The organism is Shewanella sp. (assembly GCF_047975355.1).
Taxonomy (GTDB): domain Bacteria; phylum Pseudomonadota; class Gammaproteobacteria; order Enterobacterales; family Shewanellaceae; genus Shewanella.
This window is the reverse complement of record NZ_JBKEDJ010000068.1, coordinates 1-24,459: the sequence shown is the minus strand read 5'-3', so window position 1 is coordinate 24,459 and position 24,459 is coordinate 1. Positions and strand designations below refer to the sequence as shown.

Genomic DNA, 24,459 nt, shown 5'->3' with positions numbered 1-24,459 from the left:
GACGTCACCGATAGCCGATAGCCTAAGCAGGCAGAGAGAATTCATGGTGTTGGGATTTAAACTCAAGCGAATAGCTCTTAAGGTTATTTGGCGCAAGCTAAGGATCTTAATGTAGAATGGCCGCAGGTGCCACGCTTAAGTCAACAAATCTCCCATGAACGCACAAATCAAAATCATAAATACCGCCGATGGCTATATGGCACTTTGCCAAGATACGCCTGAAGACATCACTCCGGCTTGGTTTTCGGTGGATTTCTGGCGTGAAAAAGCCGCGGTAGTGGGATCATCCAAGGGACGTTACACCACTTGGTTTGTGGCCTTTAGCGAGCGTCATTGGGTGTTGCGACATTACTGGCGTGGTGGCCTGATGGAGAAATTCAGTAAGGATGCCTACTTCTATACCGGGCTTGAAAATACCCGCGCCATGGGCGAATTAAGGCTGCTCGACCTGCTCTACCGCGAGCAATTTGCCGTGCCTAGACCTATTGCCGCCAATATTGTACGCGATGGTTTGTTTTACCGTGCCGACATTATTATCGAGCGGGTCGATGGCGCCGAAGACTTGGTCGCCAAATTAACCAAAGGCGCTATGACTCCAGAGCAGTGGCAAGCTCTCGGCGCCACCATTGCCCAATTTCATCGCCGCGGCGTTTACCATGCCGACTTAAACGCGAAGAATATTTTGTGGCAACCACAGCAAACGGATGGCGCACAAGAACGTTTCTATCTGATTGATTTTGATAGGGGTGAAATAAAAACGCCCAATGCCCAATGGCAGAAGGCGAACCTTGATAGGCTGCTACGCTCCTTCAATAAAGAACAAGGTAAGCAGCCAACACTTGCCTTTACACCCGCTAACTGGGTTGCATTGCTCGAGGGTTATCATTCAATTATCCCAAAAGCCTAATACCTCAGTGGCGCTAGGCTTTTTAGTGCATGAGTAACGATTCGGCGAGAGCAAACTGACGCTGCAAAGCCCCACGATTGGCCTCTACCACGGCAAGGCCTGCCTCAGCGGCTTGTTGGCGTAATGCTGGCTGCTCAAAATACTGAATTAAATTATCCCCCAGCGCTTGGCCTGAACTCACAATTCGCAGGCCACCCGCGTCTGCCAACATTTGGGTAATTTGAGCAAAGTCCCAATGATTCGGCCCAACCATTACAGGCGCGCCCATGGCCACGGGTTCTAAGGGATTATGGCCACCATTTTCAATTAAGGTACCGCCCACAAAGGCTTGATCGGCAGCACCATAGAAGGTTAACAACTCACCCATGGTATCGCCCACCAGCACCTGCGTCGTGGCGGTTATCGCTTGAGCATCACTGCGGCGCACAAATTCAAAACCTTGGTTGGCGACGACATCGGCCACCGCAGCGAATTGCTCCGGATGACGTGGCGCAATCACCAATAACGCCTCAGGCCATTTAGCAAGCAGCTGCTTATGGGCGCTCAGCATGGCATCAAACTCACCGGGGTGAACACTCCCCGCCACCCACACGGGCGCAATCTCTTTCCCCCAAGTCTGCCTTAGCTCTCGCGCTAAGGTTAATCGTTCAGGAGTGATACTTAAATCAAACTTCAAACTGCCGCAAACAGTGATTCTATCAGCAGGCACGCCAAGATCGATAAACCGCTGCGCTTCGGCTTGGGTCTGCACCGCAACCACATCTAAACGTTGCAACATGGGGCGACTCAAGTGTGGACGCTTGACATATTGCGCCGCCGATTTGGCCGACAACCTGGCATTAGCGAGCATCAAGCGCACGCCGCGCTTAGCCGCCAGCGCCACGAGATTCGGCCACAGCTCAGTCTCCATAATGATGCACCATTTGGGGGATAACTGACGTAGAAAGCGGTTCACGCACCAGGGCAAATCGAAGGGCAAATAGCAATGCTGTACTTGATCACCAAAGGCTTTACGCACCTCAGCAGAACCTGTCGGGCTTGAGGTTGTAACCGTAATGCTTAGCTCTGGGCGTGATTGCATAATCAGACGGATCAAGGGAATGGCCGCCAATGTTTCGCCCATGGAAACCGAGTGGATCAGTAAATCCGTTTGTGCCAGTCGTGTTAATCCGAAACGTTCGCCCCAGCGGCCACGGTAATCAGGACTTTTAATCGCACGAAACGCCAAATAGGCAATGAGCAGAGGGGATAACAGATAAAGCAGCACACTGTAAAAAAATCGATTCATAAAAATCGTGCTTATGAGTTTTGCCTGATGAATAGTGGCAATGTTAGCATAATATTCCCAAGCGACCTCAAGATACGGGTTCAGCATCTTGAGATTGTTTGGGGATATCAATCGTATTGAATTTTTGTTCATTGGGATAAATCAATACGATTTTAATTAGGGATAATTTACCAGCAGTGTAGCGGTCGTTGGTTAGCCTTCTTTAATCAATTTGTAGCGTTCACTAGCCACTTGGAAAATATATGAAAACCCGCGACAAAATCATCTATGCCAGCCTTGAGCTATTCAATGAGCACGGCGAACGAAATATTACCACCAATCATATTGCCGCTCACCTGAATATGAGTCCCGGGAATCTTTATTATCACTTCCGCAATAAGGAAGACATCATTCGCTCGATCTTCAGTCTCTACGAGGCCCACCTCGAATCGGGATTCCAACCCTATGAAGGCGAGCAAGTCAATGTAGAGCAATTGATCGGCTATTTCGACGCGATGTTTTATACCCTGTGGCAATTCCGTTTTATGTACGCCAATCTGGCCGATATTCTCGCCCGCGATGAAGAATTAAAAAGTCGATATTTGCACGCCCAACAGCAAGTGTTAACCCGTTCAAGCCACGTGCTCGGAAAACTCAAGCAGAATGGTTTTTTAAATATTGATAACGACAAAATCACGCAACTTGCCGACACCATTAAGATGATTGTCAGCTTCTGGATTGGCTATCAGCTCACTCAGTCAAGCACCTCAACTATCACTAAAGGCATTCTGTATGAAGGTGTACTGCGGGTATTGATGATTTTTAAGGCCTACGCCACACCAACTTCCCAAGCAACCTTTAGCCGCCTAGAGCAGCATTATCACGAATTAGCCAACCAAGATTCCCTCTAACTAACTGCCGCGCCCTCGCATTTAGCACTAAACTGTAAGCGTTTAGTGTGCTAAATGCGGGCTCAATTCTTGCTATAGACTGATAAAGTACTAGCCAAGAGCGTGCGGCCGCCCATGTTGCACATTAGTTTTTATAATGTAACAACCCCTTTAGCCCTAAACTAATTTATCTAGCTAACCTGCATGAAAAAAAGGCTGTAGGCCGATAGGGTTTAGCGTTAGAATGCCGCAACTCCCAGAATCAGAATAAAGTTAACTAAGGAGATATCAGGTGGCCTCTACCTCATTCTACGCACAGATTAATCAACAGCTTGCCGATGTTAAAGCCGAAGGTTTATATAAAAGCGAGCGTGTTATCGCCTCACCGCAACAGACTGCCATTCAAGTTAATCACCAAGAAGTTGTTAACTTTTGTGCCAACAACTACTTAGGTCTAGCCAACCACCCAGAACTGATCAAAGCCGCACAGCAAGGCTTAGACAGCCACGGCTTCGGTATGGCGTCAGTCCGTTTTATTTGTGGGACCCAAGACATCCACAAGCAACTCGAAGCTAGCCTGAGCGAGTTCCTCGGCATGGAAGACACGATTCTGTATTCTTCTTGCTTCGACGCCAACGCGGGTCTGTTTGAAACCCTATTAGATGCTGAAGACGCGATTATCTCCGATGCCTTAAACCATGCCTCTATCATCGATGGAGTGCGTTTATGTAAGGCCAAGCGTTTCCGTTATGCCAACAACGATATGGCGGACTTAGAAACGCAACTTATCGCAGCGAAAGAAGCTGGCGCGCGTAACATCCTGATCGCCACCGACGGTGTATTCTCAATGGACGGCGTCATCGCCAATCTGCAAGGCGTGTGTGATTTAGCCGACAAATACGGCGCATTAGTCATGGTTGATGACTCTCATGCCGTGGGCTTTGTTGGCCTAAACGGCCGAGGGTCGCACGAACACTGCGGCGTGATGGGCCGTGTCGATATTATCACTGGCACCTTAGGCAAGGCCTTAGGCGGCGCATCGGGCGGTTTCACTTCAGGTAAAAAAGAAGTCATCGACTGGTTACGTCAACGCTCTCGCCCTTACCTATTCTCTAATTCATTGGCGCCTTCAATTGTAACAGCCTCTATCCATGTATTAGAGATGCTCAAATCAGGCCAAGCACTGCGTGAAGCGGTATGGGAAAACAGCCGTTATTTCCGCGAAAAAATGTCAGCGGCAGGCTTTACCTTAGGCGGCGCCGACCATGCGATTATTCCAGTGATGATTGGCGATGCCAAACTGGCGAGCGATTTTGCTAACCGTTTATTAGCAGAACATATTTACGTTATCGGTTTCTCATTCCCTGTGGTGCCAAAGGGACAAGCCCGTATTCGTACTCAAATGTCGGCGGCCCACACCCGTGAGCAACTCGACAAAGCGATTGAAGCCTTTACCCGTATCGCTAAAGAAATGGCGATTATTTAGGACCCTACAAAATGAAAGCACTAAGCAAGTTAAAAGCCGAAAAAGGCATTTGGTTAGTCGATGCGCCTAAGCCTGAAATGGGCCACAACGATCTGCTGATCAAGATAAAAAAGACCGCCATTTGTGGCACCGACATGCACATCTACAACTGGGATGAATGGTCACAAAAAACCATTCCTGTGCCTATGGTGGTTGGTCACGAGTATGTGGGCGAAGTGGTTGATATCGGACAAGAAGTTCGTGGTTTTAAAATTGGTGACCGTGTTTCTGGCGAAGGCCATATCACCTGCGGCCACTGCCGTAACTGCCGCGCGGGTCGCACGCATTTATGCCGTAACACCTCCGGTGTGGGTGTAAACCGTGAAGGTTCATTTGCCGAATACTTAGTGATCCCAGCCTTTAACGCCTTCAAAATCCCCGATGATATCAGCGATGATTTAGCGTCTATCTTCGACCCATTCGGTAACGCAGTGCACACAGCGCTGTCATTCGACTTAGTGGGCGAAGACGTGTTAATCACTGGCGCGGGCCCAATCGGTATTATGGCTGCGGCCGTATGTCGCCATGTTGGTGCTCGCCATGTGGTCATTACCGACGTTAACGAATACCGCTTAGAGTTAGCCCGTAAAATGGGTGCTACCCGCGCCGTTAACGTGGCTCAGGAAAACCTGAAAGACGTGATGAAAGAACTCGGCATGACCGAAGGGTTCGACGTGGGTCTAGAAATGTCTGGCGTACCTTCAGCCTTCCACGCGATGTTAGATACCATGAACCACGGTGGCAAAATCGCTATGCTCGGTATCCCGGGTGGCGAAATGGCGATTGATTGGAGCAAAGTGATCTTCAAGGGTCTGGTCATCAAAGGCATTTACGGCCGTGAAATGTTCGAAACTTGGTACAAGATGGCAAGCTTGATCCAATCTGGCTTAGATATTTCGCCTATCATCACGCACCACTACAAGATTGATGATTTCCAAAAAGGCTTCGACGCTATGGGCTCGGGCCAATCAGGTAAAGTCATCCTCAGCTGGGATTAATTCTCTCAGCTATGCCAATCACGGGGCTGTACACATGCAGCCCCATGTTGCACACTTATCCCATCGCTTATCCCTTTTTCAGTTATTTCAGGTTTTATTATGTCTTCCTTTAAACACCTTAGCGTTAATCAATTAGTGCAAATGACCGAGTCAAAGCCAGTGCAAATCGTCGATATTCGCGATGGTCACAGCTTTAACAACGGCCACATTGATGGCGCATTTAATTTGAATAACGAGAATCTGGCGCACTTTATCGGCCAAGCGGATATGGACAGTCCTTTAGTGGTGGTTTGCTACCATGGCATCAGCAGCCAAAATGCCGCGCAATACCTGTGTGAGCAAGGCTTTGATGATGTCTATAGCCTAGACGGTGGCTTTAGCGCTTGGCATGAGGCCAATGCATGATAGAGATTGGCAGACTCCCCAACAGCAGAGCCGCGCAGGCCTTTGTCGATTACCTCAAAGGTGAACAGATAGACTGCCAGATTCAGCCATTGCCGCAGGGAGTCGCTATTCTGGTTATCCGCGATCAAGATGCCGAGCAAGCCCGTAAAGAGTTCGCCCATTTTATCGCTCATCCTCACGATAACAAATACTTACAAGCCTCGTGGGAGCATGGTGATACTCATACTAAGCTCGACTATGGCGCCCCTTCTTTACAGCTTTTTGCGCAATTTATCACAGGTGCAGGCCCAGTTACTCTTATCATCTTTGGCCTCTGTGTACTGATTTATGCCGCGATGAATTTAGGCTTCGGCGGCCCGGTTTATGAAACACTCTCCTATTTCGGTGCGGTGCCTGACACCAGCGTTAGTCAATTCTGGCGCGTGTTTACCCCAAGCCTAATGCACTTTTCGGCCATGCATATCATCTTCAACTTACTCTGGTGGTGGTATTTGGGTGGAAAAATCGAGACTCGCATAGGTACAGCCCCGCTGTTAATCCTGCTACTGGTCGCCGGTACTTTACCCAATGTCGTCCAATACTATGTTAGCGGCCCCAACTTTGGCGGGCTGTCGGGCGTAGTGTATGCCGTCGCCGGTTACACTTGGGTCATGGGGATCCGCAACCCCGCAGCAGGAATAGGTTTACCGCCTTCCTACATGGGATTTATGTTGATTTGGCTGGTGTTAGGCTTTACGGATTTCTTAGGCGTGTCAGTGGCAAATGGCGCCCATATTGGCGGATTACTGATAGGTCTCGCCCAAGGCTGGTTCGATAGTCGCAGTAAAGTCACGCGCTAATTCACCGCGATTGCTTCCATGCTCGATTAAAAAGCAGGGTAAGCCTTAAGGCTTACCCTGCTGCATTTAGATGCCGTTACTTGGCCAACTCTAATACTTTGGCGACCAGCTTCTCGATGCCAGAGTGCGCCTCGGCAATGTTCCCCGCCAGCATATAAGCGGGCGTGCTAACAATCTTATTCGCCTCATCCACCACGATATCATGCACAGTCGCCGCCTGATGATGGCCGCCCATCAGATTAAAGGCTGCTACCGTATCGACATCATTACCGATAGTGCCCTTAGCGCCATGTCCATATAACCGCGGGATCATCATAGGCGCGATACAAATAAAGCCGACGGGCTTTTTTGCCAGAATAAATTCATTAATAAAATCAGTCACGAGTGGATTCACTTCACACTCACTGCCATTAGTAGCGAAGTTACACAGATTTTTCGCCGCCCCAAACCCGCCAGGGATAACCAGTGCATCGAAATCGGTAATATCGAGTTCGGTGGTTGCTTTTACTTCACCACGGGCGATGCGTGCCGATTCAACCAGCACATTGCGTGTCGCCGTCTTGTCTACTTCACCCGTGAAGTGATTAACAACATGCATCTGATTGATATCAGGAGCAAAACACTGATACTGAGCCCCCGCTTTCGACAGAGATAATAACGTTAAAACCGATTCATGGATCTCTGTTCCATCGAAAACACCGCACCCACTGAGCAATACTGCGATTTTTTTCATTATAAATATCCTTCTTATGTCATTTGGTTTTAACAAACTGTAAACAAAATGGTTGATCTGCTTAAAAATCGTGCTAACTTAGTTCGTCGAATCTAAGGGTCGGTGAAAATTAAGCCAGCTTTTAGGTATTTTACGGAGTCAAGAAGAAATCCACAAATCAGGAAGATTTTTCAAGAAACAGTATTGATCTCACACAAATATTTTAAAAATATAAAAATCAACAACTTAAAAATATCGCACCAAGCCGTAAACATCGCCATTATTCACAGTTGACTTTTTCACTCACAGAGTTATCCACAGGCTGTGAGTCAATTTGCCGTGGCTGAAATACCGTATCTGTGGCATGCTTACCGCCATCTAAGTCATCGATAAACGAAAATTACTTATGCCGACCATAGCCAATAACCCACTTGTCCTTGTGGATGGATCTTCTTATTTATATCGCGCCTATTATGCGCCTCCTCACCTGACAAACTCAAAGGGCGAAGCTACTGGTGCTGTTTATGGCGTAGTGAATATGCTCCGCAGCTTATTAAGCCGTTATCAACCTAGCCATATTGCAGTGGTGTTTGACGCTAAGGGCAAAACCTTCCGCAATGACTTATATGAAGAATACAAAGCACATCGCCCACCTATGCCGGATGATCTGCGCTCACAAATAGAACCCCTGCACCGTATTATCCGTGCCCTAGGCTTGCCTTTAATCTCTATTCCGGGTGTTGAAGCGGACGATGTTATCGGCACTATCGCTCGCCAAGCGAGCCGCGAAAACCGCGCCGTACTGATCAGCACTGGCGATAAAGACATGGCACAATTGGTTGATGAAAATATCACGCTGATCAATACCATGACAGATACCATTATGGGCCCTGAAGAAGTTGCGGCTAAATATGGTATTGGCCCAGACAGAATTATCGATTTCTTGGCGCTGATGGGCGATAAGGCAGATAACATTCCCGGTTTACCCGGCGTAGGTGAAAAAACCGCATTAGCCATGCTCACAGGGGCGGGTAGTGTCGCCAATTTGCTTGCAGAACCCGAAAAAGTCACCGAATTAGGCTTTAGGGGCGCAAAAACCATGGCGGCGAAAATCATCGACAATGCCGACATGCTAAAACTGTCCTATGAGCTTGCCACCATTAAAACCGATGTTGAGCTCGAACAGGATTGGCATGAACTCGCAGCCAAACCCGCAGACAGGGATGAGCTGATCAAATGCTATGGCGAAATGGAATTTAAACGCTGGCTTGCCGAAGTCTTAGACAATAAGGCGCCGACGACGGTCGCAGCAAAAGTCGAAACGACCGAAACCCAAGAAGAATCAACGCCCAGCGTCACGATTGAAACCCAATACGATACAATTCTGACCGAAGCTCAGCTCGATGAGTGGATTGCCAAACTCAAACAGGCGCCATTAATGGCCGTGGATACCGAGACCACCAGCCTTGACTACATGGTTGCGGAATTAGTTGGCCTGTCCTTTTCCGTTGAAGCAGGTAAAGCTGCCTATCTGCCTTTAGCCCACGATTATGTTGGCGCGCCTGCGCAATTAGACAAGCAAACTGCCCTCGAAAAATTGCGCCCGTTACTCGAAGACACCAAGCTCAAAAAAGTCGGTCAAAACCTGAAATATGACATCAGCGTATTAGCCAATGCCGGCATAAAACTCCAAGGTGTGGTATTCGACACTATGCTCGAATCCTACGTGTTTAACTCGGTCGCATCACGCCATGATATGGATGGGCTGGCGCTTAAATACCTAGGCCATAAAAATATCGCCTTTGAAGATATCGCGGGTAAAGGCGCTAAACAGCTGACCTTCAATCAAATTCCGTTGGAAACAGCAGCGCCCTATGCGGCGGAAGATGCCGATATTACCCTACGTCTACATCAACATTTGTGGCCGAGACTCGAAAAAGAGACCGAATTAGCCTCGGTCTTTACCGATATTGAACTGCCGCTGATCCAAATACTATCCGATATTGAACGCCAAGGTGTGTTTATCGATAGTATGTTGCTCGGCCAACAGAGTGATGAACTTGCCCGCAAAATCGATGAGTTAGAAACAAAAGCTTATGATATTGCAGGTGAAAAATTCAATTTAAGCTCACCAAAACAACTTCAAGTGCTGTTTTTTGAAAAGCTGGGTTATCCAGTCATCAAAAAAACCCCTAAGGGCGCACCCTCTACAGCGGAAGAAGTGCTGGTCGAGTTGGCACTGGATTTCCCTCTGCCTAAAGTGATCCTTGAACATAGAAGCCTGACCAAGTTAAAGAGTACTTACACCGACAAGCTCCCTCTAATGGTGAACGCGAAAACGGGCCGGGTGCACACAAGCTATCATCAGGCCAACGCCGCAACGGGGCGTTTATCTTCGAGCGAACCTAACCTACAGAATATTCCTATCCGCACCGAGGAAGGTCGTCGTATTCGCCAAGCCTTTATTGCGCCTCAAGGACGTAAGATTTTAGCCGCCGACTATTCGCAGATTGAATTACGGATCATGGCGCATTTATCCCAAGATGCAGGCTTACTCAAAGCCTTCGCCGAAGGTAAAGACATTCACAGAGCCACCGCCGCCGAAGTATTTGGCACCGACTTTGACAGTGTCACCTCGGAGCAGCGTCGCCGCGCCAAAGCCGTTAACTTTGGCCTTATCTATGGCATGTCCGCCTTTGGATTGGCGCGTCAGCTCGACATTCCCCGCAACGAGGCACAAACCTACATCGACACTTACTTCGCCCGCTATCCTGGCGTATTAAGGTATATGGAAGAAACGCGAGCCAGTGCAGCAGAACTTGGCTATGTCTCTACGCTATTTGGTCGCCGTTTGTATTTACCCGAAATTCGCGACCGTAATGCAATGCGCCGCCAAGCAGCAGAAAGGGCCGCGATTAACGCCCCAATGCAAGGCACCGCCGCGGATATCATTAAAAAAGCCATGATCAGCATTGCCGATTGGATAAAAACCGATACCCAAGGTGAAATCGCCATGATCATGCAAGTCCACGACGAATTAGTGTTCGAAGTCGATGCCGATAAAGCCGAAACACTCAAGCTCAAGGTGTGTGAACTCATGGCCAAAGCAGCCAATCTGGACGTGGAACTTCTGGCGGAAGCCGGTATTGGTGATAACTGGGATCAAGCCCACTAGCATTCAAACTCTAGACTTTAGCTTCTAACATTGAGTTTTACCCAAACAAGGCTCATCCGTCATCGGATGGGCCTTTATATTTGGTGCGACTTTTAGGAGCCTCTAAACTCGACGTTGCAAAGAACATCATAACGAGAAGTTGCTTACGCAGGCGAAAACCTCGGGGGCTAGGCCGCCTCAAGAGCGGGAAACAGCATTTGACTCTCCATACAATGCTACCCGTTACCAAATGCAATCTCGCCTCGATGCTTCAACGCCGCCATAGGCACAACCTTCCATCCGCGTGACACTTCACACAAGCCTAGACAATCGTTCGCTCATAGATACAACCAGGAGCAATCATCTAAATAGAGTCAAGACACTAAATCTGAAGAATTGATCAATTTTGTACTAAAAGTACGGTCAATTTAGCAAAATCAGCAATTTTATGGCTACTTGTGAAAATAACAGATCAAACAATGCTGTTTTTTTCACCTGAAACTTGAGATCTATCGCACATAATTATCGCTTTTTCAAAAAAACTGTTTTCCATTTAGAGATAAATAGAGTATTATTCTCTGCGTAGGGTACAGAGGTTAAGATGTTCTATCTTTCAGACCTTTATTTCACTTTTTAGTGACGAGCCAAATTCTGGCGCCCCAGCAACTTGTTTGCTGGGGCTTTTTTTTTTGCTTTTTTTCGGCCCAGAGATGGTTTCAATAAAGACGAGTAAATTTTAGAGTATTTACTTTAACAAAAGGTGAATTCGATGTATGCTGTCTTCATTGAGAACCATTGAAGGTAATTTGATGGTGCTTGAGTCTTGTTGAATTTAGCTTCTCCCCAAAAGAGCTAAAATTTTGGCCGGTGACTAATGTTATCGGCTATTTTTTTGCCCAAAATTTGAGGATAGAAAATCGCTTATTTTATAAGGGAATAGACAGGAAATCACTAGAAAACATGGCCGAATGCACTCGTGGCATCCGACCATAAAGCAAAAGGCTTACTCGGCGTCGTCTTGGTTTTCTAACTCATCAGTCAACCATTGCGGATGACACCATTCATTTAAGATACTGAGCACTTTAGGTTTGCCCGTACCCTTGAGCGCAGAAAAAGGCTCAACCTGTACCCAATCACCAAACTCAACCAGCGCTTTACGCACTTCGTTAACGGTTTTCATCTTGGCACTTTGTGCTAACTTGTCAGACTTAGTCAGTAGTGCGAGTACCGGAATTTTACTCGCAACCGCCCATTCAATCATCTGCATATCCAGATCTTTCAACGGATGACGAATATCCATCAATACCACAACGCCGCTTAAGCAGGCGCGCTTTTGCAAATATTCACCGAGCGATTGTTGCCACTTTAATTTCATGGCCAAAGGCACTTGGGCAAAACCGTAACCCGGCAAATCGACTAATCGGCGCTGTGCATCGAGTTCAAATACGTTAATCAGTTGAGTGCGACCTGGCGTTTTACTGGTACGAGCTAAGTTTTTCTGCTCAGTTAATGCATTGAGCGCACTCGATTTTCCGGCATTGGAGCGACCAGCGAAAGCAATCTCAACACCAACGTCGCCGGGCAGATATTGATCCAAATGTGCAATGTCAGGTGCACTGATTAAAAACTTCGCCCTGCGAAAATCTATATGAGATTCAGTCACTATTTACTCCAATATATTTACTGCGCAATACCATAATTTATGAAGAATTGCTTACTTTTCCACGTTTTCGTGTAAAATATTACCCCGATCACATTAAACATATTTTACCACGCTTGCGGGTCACCCTAGTAAGCTCAGGATAATAATCTTAACCAGAAGTTGGAACGCCATGAAAAAGTTAGCTCTTGCGCTGTCTGTTGTAGTTGCCGCCATATCTTCACCTGCGATTGCAGAAGGTAATGCTGAAGCGGGAAAAACTAAAGTTATCGTTTGTTCTGCCTGTCACGGCATGGACGGTAACAGTATGATCGATATGTACCCTAAGCTTGCGGGCCAACACGCCACATACCTCCAAAAGCAACTACATGATTTCCGTAGTGCGGCGCAATCTGGCGGTAAAGATGGTCGTATGGATCCTATCATGAGTGGTATGGCAATGCCTCTAAGCGATCAAGATATTCTTGATATCAGCGCTTATTTCTCTAGCCAAGCAATCCAAGTTGCTGAGGCGAAAGATGTTCCTGAGTTAGGTGCCAAACTTTACAAGGGTGGCGATGTGTCACGCGGCATCACTGCATGTATGGCATGTCACGGTCCAGATGCTAAAGGTGCAGAGTCTGCTGGCTTCCCTGCATTAGCGGGCCAACACGCTAACTACATTAAGATCCAACTGACTAAATTCCGCGATGCGGGTCGTCACAACGATCTCAACGGCATGATGCAAGATGTCGCTAAAAAGTTAAGCGACAGTGATATCGAAGCATTATCTAAATATATTGCTAGCCTGAAATAAGTCTTAGCGATGAAAAAGGGTGCATTGCCACCCTTTTTTATCGCCACAAAGTTTACGTTAACGTAAACTGATAAAGATTCATGCTTGACATGGATCACAGATTTGGGTTTAATAAGCCCCGTACCGAGATAAACCCATCTGTTTGTACAAATAAATTAATAATAACTTGCAGATTTCGGTATAATTAACATTCAAGATATAAGAATAAAGACTCTCAATAACAATAATATAACTAAGACCACTCTCTAATAATAATAAGAGCAGTGATTTCGCCTTGAAATCCAGGTCAGTACATTTTTGTAAGGGGTGGCCGATAACGCCAATTTGCGATAAGCAAAACGCCTTACACTCAGGGTAACTTGCCCCATCAGGACACAGTTTGAATGACTCGAACTGTAGCAAAGGAAGCTAATAGCTTTGGATGCACTGGCTGGAAGCTTGTTATCACTGGAAGGTACTTCAAGCAACATGGATGGTTAACTTAACGTCATTGATGACGCTGTAATAAAAGATGTGTCTTGAGACCATCTACGGAAACTGTGGTCAGGATGGCGACAGAAACTAATTAAGTGTCTGGAAGACCGATAACTAAAATGATGCAGGGAAAGCAGTAAAAAAAAGAAGGATACCGACCGGGAAAGTCGCATAGCAAGTAAGGATACTTGGAATCAGAATAGGGTGCCAAATGCACCGTTTGTAAGGCGGCAGTTTAACTGCCGCCTTTTTTCTTTATGGTTACCCACCAGCAAACACTCAGCCCGAAAGTGCACTTCAGCAATATAATTGTTACAATCAAGACCTTAATACTTTTCTAGTTGATTCAATGCGCAGATGTCCCCTTTGCCATAGCACGCAAACACAGTTGTTCTTACAGGACAAAAAACGGTGTTTTTATGTTTGCCAGACATGCGGACTCACTTTTGCTGACGCGAATAGCCACCTTCCTCCCGCAGCAGAAAAACAGCGTTATGGCCGTTCGCGTATTGCCGCAAAACAGCGCCAACTCTCGCAATTTATTTTGCCTCTGCTGACGCAAATACAACTGCAGCAAAAGGGTAATCTTACGGGATTAAATTTTGGACGCGTGTTAGATCAAGCTAGTCTGGCGACCATTGAATCTGCGGGGCACACTTTCAAGCAATATGATCCTTTCTTCGCGCCAGACCATAAAACCCTAAAGCGAGAGTATGATTTTATTTGTTGCTACCGGGTATTTGAGCATTTTCAGCATCCCAGCAGGGAATGGAGTCTACTGACCCGTTTACTCAAATCTGGCGGTTGGTTAGCGATTAGCACGCCCTTATTAATTGATTTAGAAGGGTTTGCTAAGTGGCATTATAAAAACAATCTCACCCATGTGAGTTTTTACCAAAGACAAACTTTTGAATACCTAGCAAGCAATAGCGATTTTGAACTATTATTTGCCGCGAAAGACCTCGTTTTGATGCAAAAAACATCAGAATCTGGTATAACAGCCGACCGAATTTAGTACGAGCCGATCCTGTATCGGCTTGGCCATACGTTGTAAACAATTGAGAAAATCATGTCTCGTAGCAAGAAAACACGCAAGGGCGGCGAGAATAGCCCTAAATTACAACCAAGAGTGAGAAAGCAGGACCGTGCAGAAGTCACAGGCAAACGCGCCGAAAAGGGCAATAAGTCTGGAAGTCGTCATAATGAAGCACTGATCCAAGCCCAAGCACCACAGAAAAAGGCTGCGCAAAGTAAAGATCCTCGCCATGGTAGCAAAAAGCCTGTGGCATTGGCCTTACCAACTGCAACAGAAAAGCCAGCTACGCCAAAGGTTAAGCAACCCAAGTTAACCGACGAGCAAAAACTGCTGAAACTGGAAGAAGATCCAAGACTGAACCAGTTGCTCGATATGCTGGAAGAAGGCCGTAACCTAAGCAATGACGACCAGCAATGGTTAGATCAGCAGCTGAACAAGATTGAAGCACTGATGATCAAGCTGGGTATCAGCGATGAGCTAGAAGATGAAGCGCCAGCGAAAAAATCTAAAGTCGATTCAGATGATGACCTGTTTGATCGCTTTGAATCCGGTGCCGAGCTGCTAAAAGATTATCAAGATAAGTTTTAAATCTTAGAGAATGCATAAAAACAAAGCGCGATGTCTTTGTTTTTATGCTGTCTAAACAAGGAGTTTACGTGTCTACCACTCTTATCCTGCTTGGTTTTATCATCATTGTTGCCCTCAGTAGCTACGCGACCTTTTTACTCCTCAAACTCAAGCAACAGAAACAACGCCAACAGGCGCTCACTGCCGAGCGTGAAGCGGCGGCAAATGCGAAGCGCGCCCAAGTACTAGAAGATATTCGTTATATCGCGACCGCCATGATTGATGACCGCTGCGAAATCTCTGAAGGCGTGGTGAGGATTGGCCGTTTATTTGAAATTTTATCCTTAAGCGAGCGCGTGGCACCTGAGTTCCCAGCATTCTTCCAACACTTTGAGCTAATTAAAGATCACCCGATTATGGAAGCTCGCCAAGCCCTGCCAAAGCAAGAACGGATGAAGCTCGATTTTGTCCGCATGAAATCTGAAGCTGAACTGGCCGAGGGTATTACCGCCGATGCCAAAAAGCTCTCAAATTATCAATTAAAAGCCCCACATTAAGCTGACGACATTAACCTCAAGGCCAAACCTTGGCTTTGAGGTCCAATCGCTCCCGCATTTCTTTTCCCACACAGAGTACGGCTTCACGTGAGCCTGTGCACAAAACCTCCAAAAAACAACAGACATGGGCTCCTTTTTCATAGATATTGCGTAACTTCTAAAAGGACAGACATCATTTTTACAACCTAGATCAAGGTTATTTGGCTAAGAACCTTGCATACTTCGCTTGTTGCTAATTTACCCTCGGAGGACACGCCTTGAAGCAGCCCACTCAGATAAGCTGGGATCAGTCGATGATCGAAAAATATAACTACAGCGGTCCCCGTTACACTTCTTACCCAACGGCGCTGGAGTTCGATGATTCATTCACTGAACAAAACCTGTTAACGGCGATTGAAAACAGTAAGAGTGACAAACTGTCGCTGTATATTCACATCCCCTTCTGCGCCAAACTTTGCTATTACTGTGGCTGTAATAAAGTTATCACTCGCCACGCCCACAAGGCCGATCAATATATCGAGTATTTGAGCCACGAAATTATCAAGCGCGCTCCGCTGTTTAAGCACTACACAGTCACCCAAATGCACTGGGGCGGCGGCACGCCAACTTTCTTAAATCCTGAGCAAATTCTGAAGTTAACCGACTTAATCAAGGCTAACTTTAACTTTGCCGCTGAAGGTGAGTTCTCTATCGAAGTTGACCCGCGTGAGATTGAGCTTTCAATGCTCGATACCTTAAAAGAAGCGGGCTTTAACCGCATTTCTATCGGGGTGCAGGACTTCAATAAAGAAGTACAAGTCGCGGTTAACCGTGAGCAGGACGAGCAATTTATTTTCGATTTAATGGCCAAAGCCAAGGCCATGGGATTTGTCTCAACCAATATCGACTTAATTTACGGTCTGCCACATCAGACACCCGAAACATTCGCCGCCACCATGCAGCGCGTGTTAGACCTGTCGCCCGATCGTCTATCCGTGTTCAACTATGCCCACTTACCCGCACGTTTTGCCGCACAGCGTAAGATTAAAGATGAACACTTACCTTCGCCGAAACAAAAACTCGAGATGTTGCATCAAACAATCGAGACCTTAACTGGCGCGGGTTATCAGTACATCGGCATGGACCACTTCGCTAAACCCGACGATGAGCTGGCTAAATTACAGCGCGAAGGCAAACTGCACCGCAACTTCCAAGGTTATACCACCCAAGAAGAATGCGACCTGCTCGGTCTGGGCGTGTCTTCAATCAGCCAAATAGGCGATTGTTATGCGCAAAACCAGAAGGACATTCGTCCTTACTACGAAGCCATCGACAAAGACGGACATGCGCTGTGGAAAGGCTGTAGCCTGAACCGTGACGATGAAATCCGCCGTGTGGTGATCAAACAACTGATCTGCCACTTCGATTTAGATATGGCAAAAATGGACGAGAAACTGGGGATTAAGTTTGAGGAATACTTCGCCGAAGACTTAAAACTGCTGCAAACCTTTATCGACGATAAGTTAGTCGACGTCACCGACAGAAAGATCACTATCAGCCCCACAGGCCGCCTGTTGATCCGCAATATCTGTATGTGCTTCGACCTTTACTACCGTCAAAAAGCGCGTCAACAACAGTTCTCCCGTGTGATCTAACACTGACGCATCTCCAATAAAAAATCCGACTCTAATGTCGGATTTTTTATTGGGAAATAGAGCTACTTACTTAAGCTTTAGCCGCATACAGCACCTTGCGCTCGCTCTCGGATAAAAACGCCATTTCCACCCCGTTGCGTTGCACCTGAGCCAGCTCTGCATCGCTTAGACCTAGTTCAGACTTGGCAATGCGGTACTCATGCTTAATATCAATCGCACTCACACCGGGATCATCGGTGTTAAGGCTTATCAACACACCGGCATCCATAAAAGTTCTGAAGGGATGTTCAGCATAGGAAGACACGGTCGACGTGTGCAGGTTGCTGGTTGGGCAAGATTCGATACCGATACGGTGTTTAGCTAGATATTCCATCAGCTTAGGATCGTGAATCGCATTCACACCATGGCCGATACGTGTCGCACCCAACTCCTGAATCGCTTGCCACATACTTTGTGAACCCGCCGCTTCCCCCGCATGGGCGGTAATGGCTAAGCCAGCATCTCGTACTCGCTTAAAGTGCTCGTTAAACAATTCGCCAGGGAAACCTAGCTCATCGCCGGCTAAATCCATCGCGACTAAATGTTGTTTATGGGCGAGTAAGCCTTCAAGCTCCTGAGTACAAGCGGCTTGGCCAAAAGAGCGCGACATAATCCCGATAAGATTGATTTTAACTTGGTAATCTTTCAGGCCCGCTTTCACCCCGTCGATAACTGCTTCAACCACACCTTCAATCGGTAGTTTATGGTTCATCGCCATGTAATATGGGCTAAAACGCAGCTCCGCATAATCAAGGCCAGATAACGCCGCATCGGCCACGTTTTCATAGGCGACACGTTTTACCGCATCTAAATCAGCTAGAACTGCCACCATCCAGTCAAGCTTCTTCAAGAAGGCGACTAAGCTGGTTTCTTTCCCCTGAATTTGTACAAATAGCGCGAGAGTCTCTAAAGAATCGGCAGGCAAAGCAATGCCGTGTTGGTGTCCGAGTTCCCAAATGGTGTTCACTCGCACGTTACCATCTAAGTGACGATGCAAATCCACCAATGGAATGGATGTATTGATCATAATTAACCCCTATGTGAACTACCCAGCCAATGCTTTTGTTATTTGGTCTAGGGCGGACCCTAAGTTTAACACGCATTCTTTGGTGGCACTTAACAGACCTCGGGATTTAAATTCACATCCAGTCACAATTCTGCTTAATATGCGTACAAGAATCTGGAGTAAACCTCAGGCATAATGACTTCAATAACAACGAAAATATCCGAGATAAATCATGCATAAACTCTTTACCCCAAGCTTACTGATCTGCGCCCTAAGTGCCTGTAGCACGGTTCAGCCCACAGTTGAGTCAACCACACAAACAACGGTCGCCGTTGCGCAGTCCACAGCTAAGACTATGGCACCCGCACTGCAAGCGATTGCGGATCAAAGTTGGCAACTCCAACTCAGTGCCAGCCCTGAAATGGCCTATGGAATGGGGGATAAGAGTGCTGCGGGTAAACTGCAAGATCTGTCTCCAGAAGCCTTAGCCAAGCTCAATCAGGGGCAAATTGCCATTCTCGCCCAATTGAAAGCACTGGATCGCAGCAAGCTGAGTAAAGAAGATAAAATCAACGCCCAAATCCTTGAGGATCAACTACAAAACGAGGTCGACCTGTATAAATACAAGGATTACTATCTGCCGATCACCGCAGAGAGTGGCTTCCACGCCTATATTTCCTCCATTGCGCAAGGGCGGTTCAACACCTTAGAGGATTACCAAAACTACCTAGGTAAGCTTAAGGCGCTGCCAACCTATTTTGCCCAGCAAACCCATTGGTTAAAGCAAGGATTAAAGGAAGGAATTACACCGCCCAAAGCAACGCTAGAGGGATTTGAAAACAGTATTAGTGCTTACATCTTACCGGTAGAGAAAAGCAGTTATTTCAAACCTTTTACTCAATACCCAAACCATTTTACCGAAGCGCAAAAGACTCAGTTAACTCAAGAAGGTCGAGCCTTAGTCGCACAGAATGTAATCCCGACCTATCAGGCTTTTTATGATTTTATGACCCTGGAATATATGCCCAACACTCGGGAAAATATTGCCGCCAACAGCTTGCCCGATGGCGATGCCTTCTATGAGAACCGCGTTCGCTACTACACGACCTTAAATATGACTTCGGCCGAAGTGCACGAGCTCGGTTTAAAAGAAGTGAAGCGTATCCGTCAGGAAATGGAGCAAGTCATTAAGTCTGTGGGCTTTAAAGGCAGCTTTGCCGACTTTTTACATTTCTTAAGAACCGATCCTCAGTTTTACACCACCAGGGCGGACCAACTCCTGAAAGAAGCGGCCTTTATTGCCAAAAAAGCCGATGCCATGTTGCCAAAATATTTTGGTAAATTGCCGCGAAAACCCTATGGTATCGCCCCTGTCCCGGCCGAAATCGCCCCTAAATATACCTCTGGCCGTTATTCAGGCTCGGATAGTGACGATGAGCCCGGCTATTACTGGGTCAATACCTACGCCTTAGATAAGCGCCCACTCTATGAGCTCGAAGCGCTAACGCTGCACGAAGCCGTGCCTGGGCATCATCTGCAGATTTCACTCAACTCCGAACTGAGCTCATTGCCTGATTTTCGTCGCTACAGCTATATTTCGGCCTTTGGTGAAGGTTGGGGATTGTATAGCGAATACTTAGGATTAGAAGCGGGATTCTATCAAGATCCTTACAGCAACTTTGGACGCCTCACTTACGAGATGTGGCGCGCCGCTCGCCTCGTTGTCGATACGGGGATGCACGCCCAAAGTTGGAGTCGAGAACAAGCCATCGAGTTTATGGCGAGCAACACGGCGTTATCGCTCCACAATGTGACGACTGAGATTGACCGTTACATTACCTGGCCAGGGCAAGCGCTCTCCTACAAGATTGGTGAGCTCACCATTAAACGCCTACGCGCCAAAGCCGAGCAAGCCTTAGGCGATAATTTTGATATTCGCGCCTTCCACGACGCCGTATTAGAGAATGGTTCTGTACCTATGTCGGTGCTGGAGCAGCAGATAAACGACTTTATCGAAGCGCAAAAAGCCGCGATTTAAGCTCATCCCAAGGGAGCGGGTATTTTCCAGCTCCCTTTCCTGCCCGCCCCAGTTCTCTGATACACTCTAGCAAACCTTTTTGCCCGAGATGTGCGACAGAGTATGAGCCAAACGCCCCTAAACTTTCCAAGGGAAGAGCTTCCAAAGGAAGCTTTTTCAACGGAACACGATTTAAATACCTCTGAACAGCAAGCCTTCTGGCAAACCGTTGTCCAAGACACTCTCAAAACTCCGGATGGATTAACCTTGGCCTATATGATGGTTAAACATCCTAAAGCACATGCCAGCATAGTCATCAGTAGCGGCCGGGTCGAGTCATACTTAAAGTATCAAGAATTGGTATTTGACTTGTATCAGCAAGGCTATTCGGTATTTGCTATCGATCACCGAGGTCAGGGATTATCGAGCCGCATGACGGCAAATCCCCATCAAGGCCATGTGCGGCGGTTCAATGACTATATCGACGACTTTGCCCTGTTTATGCAAACCGTTGTACTCAAGCACGCAACCTCGCCCCTGTTTTTACTCGGACATTCTATGGGCGGCGCCATCGGCACCTTATATTTAAAACAGCATCCCGATGTGTTTACGGCGGCGGCGTTCTCGGCACCCATGTATGGGATCAAGCTACCTATGCCGAAGGGATTTGTCCGTTGGCTTGCGAGTAAGCTCGATGCCAGTCTCAACGGCGGAGAACCTAACTATGTGCTCAGCGGCCAAAACTATAAGGCAACCCCCTTTAAGGGAAATGATTTAACTCACAGCCAGAGCCGCTATCAAGCCTACCGAGAATTGTACGATGCAGCGCCCAAGCTGCAGTTAGGCTCACCTACAAACCGTTGGTTGACTGAATCCTTAGATGCTGCCGATGCCTGTGTCTTGGCCACGGCACATATCCGTACGCCGATTCTGATCCTACAAGCCAGTGAAGATAAAATTGTCGACAATGCCGCACAAAACTTGGCAGTAAGCTCAAACTGCCAGTTAAAAGTGATTGCTGGGGCTGCCCATGAGATTTTTATGGAGAAAGATAGCTACCGTAATCAAGCGCTAAATTACGCACTCGACTTCTTTAAACGCTACGCAACAAGGGACGTGGACAAACAAGCTGTTTAAAGTCATTAACACTTAAGGCGCGAGCAATATTGTAGCCTTGGAAGTGGGTACAACCTAAGCGGCTAAAGAGTTGCTGTTGCTGTGATGATTCGACACCTTTGGCCACGATAGGCAAGTTAAAGGCTTGTATCGACTGAATCAGCGCTTGGCTCCAGCTCGCATCATTAATTAAATTAGCGGCACAATGTAAATCGAGTTTCACCTCACGCAAAGGATAGTTATGCAGGCAACTCAAGGCGCTCTGTCCAACCCCAAAGCTATCTAGGGTTATCGCCACCCCAGCTTCTGCGAGCAGACTGATCCTCGGCTGAATAAAGGAGGCTGATGTTAGTAATGCACTCTCGGTTAACTCAATACCCAACTGATTGTCATCCAGCTCGTAGCGACGAGTTAACGTAACTAATTGCTCGACAAAATCGGCTTGGCAGAAAGATAAGGTACTAATATTCAGAGTTAAACGTGGCAGGTTAATACCCTGCTGTTTAAATTGCTTAATCAACTGGCAAACGCGCGTAGCCACATTTAAATCGAGCGATGCAATCAAACCATAGCGCTCGGCTAAATCAATAAATTTAGCGACCGGGACAATTTCCCCATCCGATAAATGCCAGCGGGACAGAACCTCGGCCGACACTATCTTGCCTTGAATATCCACCACTGGCTGGAACATTAACGACAACTGATTTTCGGCAATCGTACGCTCTAATCTGTTCAATAAAGACATCTCAGAATCCTGCGAGCGTTCTAAATCTGGGTGATAGAAAGCACAACCTGCGTGTTCACTAGACTGAGCATGCTGCATCGCCAGTTCGACACGTCGCACGGCGAGTTCTGGCGCAAGCGTATCCACAGAATCTAATAAGCAAATCCCAATATTCGCATTTAAACGAAAATCATGTTCACCATAATGGAAGGGACGAGTGGCGATTTGTTTAAGCTCAGTAGCCAACGCCAAGGCTCGACGTCCGGCCATATTAGCATCGGCAGCCAACTCCTTAGTTAACAAGACGAACCGGCCCAATTCGAGATGAGCAACGACAATATTTTCAGCAAAATAACTCGATAGCCTTGCACTTAATTGCGACAACAATCGCTCAAGCTCATGGGATGTGAGAGTGTCATTCGCCCCAAGGGTTTCAACATTGAGTAATAACAAAGCCCCCAAATGACCCGCACTGGTTCGCTGATTAAGGTATTGGGATAACTGCGCCATAAAGGTTTCAGGGAGCATCTTAGGCCCTGCCACAGATTGCTTCACTAACTCGGCAATCGCAGCATGGTTTCGCTCACTCTCAGAGACATCGACATGAATACCGATCATCCGAGTCGGTCGACCAAGGTGATCCCAGTCGACTAACATGCCACGGTCAAATACCCAAACATAATGCCCATCTCTATGTTGTAAACGATGGACACTCTCAAATTCTTTCGTCTTGCCACTGACATACTCTTGCAGGCAGTCCAACACGGCTTGCTTATCATCGGGATGCAAACGCGTTTCCCAGGTCTGGAACACTTCCTCTAGCTCATCGGGTTGATAGCCAATCATTTCCTTCCAACGATCGGACAAAAACACTTCGCCAGAACGAATATCCCAATCCCAGATCCCATTGCGTGAACCTTCAACCGCAAACAACCAACGTTGCTCACTATCGTTAAGCTGCTTAACTGCACGCCCTAGATGTTCATGCACCTGTTGCAGTGTCGTTTGTAGAGACAAGACCTCGGAGGCACTCCAAGGCACTTGGGTCGAAAACTCGGGAGTGCCCACATGCTTTGCTGATTCGCTTAACATCTTGAAAGGGCGGATCAAGAGGTAATATAAAACAAAGGTAAAACCGATTAACAGCAGCGCTCCAAGCCCCCATACACGCATAAATCGTTGTTGTAATTCGGTTGAAGCTTTAGCCACTAACGGCGCGAGATCAGACTCAAGATAGATAAGCTCTGTCGCTCCAGGATATTGAGCATCGACGGGATAATAGGCTTGAATCGATAATCGGTCTGGATTAATTGAAACACTCGCCAGTCCAGATTGCACAACGGCATGATGCCGAACCACATCGTAACCATCTATCACTTCAATGGCATTGCTATCACGCCAAACAGTATGATTTGCAAATCGAATCCGGCTATTCGCATCCAGCAAGATATAAACCATGACATTCATATCTAAGGTTGCCAGAGAGACTTCCTGCTCGATACGTTCAACATCTTGTAACGCTTGCGCCGACTGCACTATCGTTTGCATACGTAAAAGTTGCTGTTTTATCTGGTTCACCTGGCGATCGGCCAGTTCATTACGTACCAGCTCGCTCTCATAGAAATACTCAGCCGTAACCAACACTAAATAAAGTGTTAGCATGCATACAGGTATCAATACTGCGAGCGAGAGTTTGCGAAGCATGGGTAGCCAAATGTCTTTAATAAAAAGATGGACGCCCAGTATGCTAACGGGAAACCCGTTACTAAGCAAAAAGACTTAACATAAGTGGAGTTATTTTAGACTAAATACGCTAATCGATTGAAAGAACCGCTAGCAAACGAGGCGATAAAGTGAAGAATAGAAAATAAGTTGATAAAACAGGAAACAAAAAAGCCAGCTTATTCAGCTGGCTTTCTGCTCTCTTCACGAGAATATTAGGCGCTTGGCGATGACCTACTCTCACATGGGGAGACCCCACACTACCATCGGCGCGATTGCGTTTCACTTCTGAGTTCGGGATGGGATCAGGTGGGACCACAATGCTATTGTCACCAAGCAAATTTGTTATTCACTACCCGTCTTATCTCACGCAGGCAGTAAATTAAATTCGGAAAGCTGGTTTGAGTTACACTT

The 24,459-nt window shown here is 47.0% G+C and carries 19 protein-coding genes and 1 rRNA gene; 14 read left to right on the top strand and 6 right to left on the bottom strand.

Annotated features, from left to right (window positions below; translation table 11 throughout):
* The first annotated feature begins 154 nt into the window (after window positions 1–154).
* Window positions 155–907 carry a 3-deoxy-D-manno-octulosonic acid kinase gene (locus ACK5NH_RS16940; RefSeq protein ID WP_416921964.1) on the top strand — a complete coding sequence of 251 codons (753 nt, stop codon included), beginning with the start codon at window positions 155–157 and terminating at the stop codon, window positions 905–907.
* Between the two features lie 22 nt (window positions 908–929).
* On the opposite strand, the gene waaA is transcribed toward ACK5NH_RS16940, so the two are convergent.
* Window positions 930–2,195 (bottom strand): lipid IV(A) 3-deoxy-D-manno-octulosonic acid transferase, encoded by a 1,266-nt coding sequence (waaA, locus tag ACK5NH_RS16935; RefSeq protein WP_416921962.1) that lies wholly within the window; start codon window positions 2,193–2,195, stop codon window positions 930–932.
* Window positions 2,196–2,437: 242 nt separating this feature from the next.
* On the opposite strand from waaA, the gene ACK5NH_RS16930 reads away from it, so the two are divergent.
* The 5 genes from ACK5NH_RS16930 (at window position 2,438) to glpG (ending at window position 6,831) form a co-directional block, all read left to right on the top strand.
* Window positions 2,438–3,085: a TetR/AcrR family transcriptional regulator gene (locus tag ACK5NH_RS16930; RefSeq protein ID WP_416921960.1), complete on the top strand. Its 648-nt coding sequence runs from the start codon at window positions 2,438–2,440 to the stop codon at window positions 3,083–3,085.
* Window positions 3,086–3,356: 271 nt separating this feature from the next.
* On the top strand, window positions 3,357–4,550 hold the full coding sequence (locus tag ACK5NH_RS16925; protein ID WP_416921958.1) for a glycine C-acetyltransferase: 1,194 nt from the start codon (window positions 3,357–3,359) through the stop codon (window positions 4,548–4,550).
* An 11-nt stretch (window positions 4,551–4,561) separates the two neighbouring features.
* Window positions 4,562–5,587, top strand: a complete 1,026-nt coding sequence (tdh, locus tag ACK5NH_RS16920) for an L-threonine 3-dehydrogenase (RefSeq protein WP_011627691.1) — start codon at window positions 4,562–4,564, stop codon at window positions 5,585–5,587.
* A gap of 99 nt (window positions 5,588–5,686) precedes the next feature.
* Window positions 5,687–5,992 carry a thiosulfate sulfurtransferase GlpE gene (gene glpE, locus ACK5NH_RS16915; protein WP_011718813.1) on the top strand — a complete coding sequence of 102 codons (306 nt, stop codon included), beginning with the start codon at window positions 5,687–5,689 and terminating at the stop codon, window positions 5,990–5,992.
* On the top strand, window positions 5,989–6,831 hold the full coding sequence (gene glpG / locus ACK5NH_RS16910) for a rhomboid family intramembrane serine protease GlpG (RefSeq protein ID WP_416921955.1): 843 nt from the start codon (window positions 5,989–5,991) through the stop codon (window positions 6,829–6,831). Before glpE ends, glpG begins: the two co-directional genes overlap by 4 nt.
* Window positions 6,832–6,907: 76 nt before the next feature.
* Here glpG and elbB read toward each other — a convergent pair whose 3' ends face one another.
* Complete coding sequence (elbB, locus tag ACK5NH_RS16905; RefSeq protein WP_011718815.1) at window positions 6,908–7,564, bottom strand: isoprenoid biosynthesis glyoxalase ElbB; 657 nt, start codon at window positions 7,562–7,564, stop codon at window positions 6,908–6,910.
* A 385-nt stretch (window positions 7,565–7,949) separates the two neighbouring features.
* Between elbB and polA the strand changes: the two genes are divergently transcribed.
* Window positions 7,950–10,718 carry a DNA polymerase I gene (gene polA, locus ACK5NH_RS16900; RefSeq protein WP_416921953.1) on the top strand — a complete coding sequence of 923 codons (2,769 nt, stop codon included), beginning with the start codon at window positions 7,950–7,952 and terminating at the stop codon, window positions 10,716–10,718.
* A gap of 982 nt (window positions 10,719–11,700) precedes the next feature.
* Here polA and yihA read toward each other — a convergent pair.
* Window positions 11,701–12,360, bottom strand: a complete 660-nt coding sequence (yihA, locus tag ACK5NH_RS16895; protein ID WP_416921951.1) for a ribosome biogenesis GTP-binding protein YihA/YsxC — start codon at window positions 12,358–12,360, stop codon at window positions 11,701–11,703.
* A gap of 169 nt (window positions 12,361–12,529) precedes the next feature.
* On the opposite strand from yihA, the gene ACK5NH_RS16890 reads away from it, so the two are divergent.
* The 5 genes from ACK5NH_RS16890 (at window position 12,530) to hemN (ending at window position 17,421) form a co-directional block, all read left to right on the top strand.
* The gene (locus tag ACK5NH_RS16890) at window positions 12,530–13,153 is read left to right on the top strand and encodes a c-type cytochrome (RefSeq protein WP_011624628.1); all 624 of its coding nucleotides are present in this window, start codon (window positions 12,530–12,532) and stop codon (window positions 13,151–13,153) included.
* An 823-nt stretch (window positions 13,154–13,976) separates the two neighbouring features.
* Entirely contained in the window at window positions 13,977–14,642 is a 666-nt protein-coding gene (locus tag ACK5NH_RS16885) for a class I SAM-dependent methyltransferase (RefSeq protein ID WP_416921949.1), read from the top strand.
* Between the two features lie 54 nt (window positions 14,643–14,696).
* The gene (gene yihI / locus ACK5NH_RS16880; RefSeq protein ID WP_416921947.1) at window positions 14,697–15,251 is read left to right on the top strand and encodes a Der GTPase-activating protein YihI; all 555 of its coding nucleotides are present in this window, start codon (window positions 14,697–14,699) and stop codon (window positions 15,249–15,251) included.
* A gap of 68 nt (window positions 15,252–15,319) precedes the next feature.
* Entirely contained in the window at window positions 15,320–15,787 is a 468-nt protein-coding gene (locus ACK5NH_RS16875; RefSeq protein ID WP_011624631.1) for a DUF2489 domain-containing protein, read from the top strand.
* A 257-nt stretch (window positions 15,788–16,044) separates the two neighbouring features.
* The gene (gene hemN, locus ACK5NH_RS16870; protein ID WP_084796735.1) at window positions 16,045–17,421 is read left to right on the top strand and encodes an oxygen-independent coproporphyrinogen III oxidase; all 1,377 of its coding nucleotides are present in this window, start codon (window positions 16,045–16,047) and stop codon (window positions 17,419–17,421) included.
* 70 nt (window positions 17,422–17,491) lie between these two features.
* On the opposite strand, the gene add is transcribed toward hemN, so the two are convergent.
* The gene (gene add / locus ACK5NH_RS16865; protein WP_416921944.1) at window positions 17,492–18,487 is read right to left on the bottom strand and encodes an adenosine deaminase; all 996 of its coding nucleotides are present in this window, start codon (window positions 18,485–18,487) and stop codon (window positions 17,492–17,494) included.
* A gap of 211 nt (window positions 18,488–18,698) precedes the next feature.
* Between add and ACK5NH_RS16860 the strand changes: the two genes are divergently transcribed.
* Window positions 18,699–20,504, top strand: coding sequence for a DUF885 domain-containing protein (locus ACK5NH_RS16860; RefSeq protein ID WP_416921943.1), 1,806 nt, complete (start codon window positions 18,699–18,701; stop codon window positions 20,502–20,504).
* Between the two features lie 102 nt (window positions 20,505–20,606).
* Window positions 20,607–21,620 (top strand): alpha/beta fold hydrolase, encoded by a 1,014-nt coding sequence (locus ACK5NH_RS16855; protein WP_416921941.1) that lies wholly within the window; start codon window positions 20,607–20,609, stop codon window positions 21,618–21,620.
* Here the strand turns inward: ACK5NH_RS16855 and ACK5NH_RS16850 are convergent.
* Window positions 21,577–24,027: an EAL domain-containing protein gene (locus tag ACK5NH_RS16850; RefSeq protein ID WP_416921939.1), complete on the bottom strand. Its 2,451-nt coding sequence runs from the start codon at window positions 24,025–24,027 to the stop codon at window positions 21,577–21,579. The genes ACK5NH_RS16855 and ACK5NH_RS16850 overlap by 44 nt on opposite strands.
* A 239-nt stretch (window positions 24,028–24,266) precedes the next feature.
* Window positions 24,267–24,382, bottom strand: a 5S ribosomal RNA gene (rrf, locus tag ACK5NH_RS16845).
* Window positions 24,383–24,459 lie beyond the last annotated feature (77 nt).